At 55.0% G+C, this 440-nt stretch carries 1 protein-coding gene; it reads left to right on the forward strand.

The features are described 5' to 3' along the window. Positions 1-440 (forward strand): MFS transporter (locus M992_RS14340; protein WP_147638197.1); only part of this gene is annotated, 440 nt, incomplete at both ends.

The raw sequence follows: 440 nt of genomic DNA on the forward strand, positions 1-440 counted from the left end.
CGATGTCCGATTCACTCCTGGACGCTTATCCTCGCCAGGGTGCTGCAAGGCTTTGGCGCAGCGGCGGTGATGAGCGTGAACGTCGCGCTGGTGCGTTTAATCTATCCTCAGCGTTATCTCGGACGAGGAATGGGCATTAACGCATTAATCGTTGCCGTTTCTGCGGCGGCGGGGCCATCGGTCGCGGCGGCAATTCTCTCCGTCAGCAGCTGGCCATGGTTATTTGCCGTTAACGTGCCAATTGGCATTGCCGCCTTTATTTGCGGCATGAAATTTCTGCCAGAGAATCCGCCCAAAGTGGGTAAGCCAAAATTCGATGGTTACAGCGCGTTGCTTAACGCCCTCACCTTCGGCCTACTGATTTCTGCCATTAGCGGCTTTGCTCAGCGCCAAAACAACCTTCTACTGCTGGGTGAACTGGTGGTTATGCTGATTGTGGG

It is taken from the genome of Moellerella wisconsensis ATCC 35017 (assembly GCF_001294465.1).
Taxonomy (GTDB): Bacteria; Pseudomonadota; Gammaproteobacteria; order Enterobacterales; family Enterobacteriaceae; genus Moellerella; species Moellerella wisconsensis.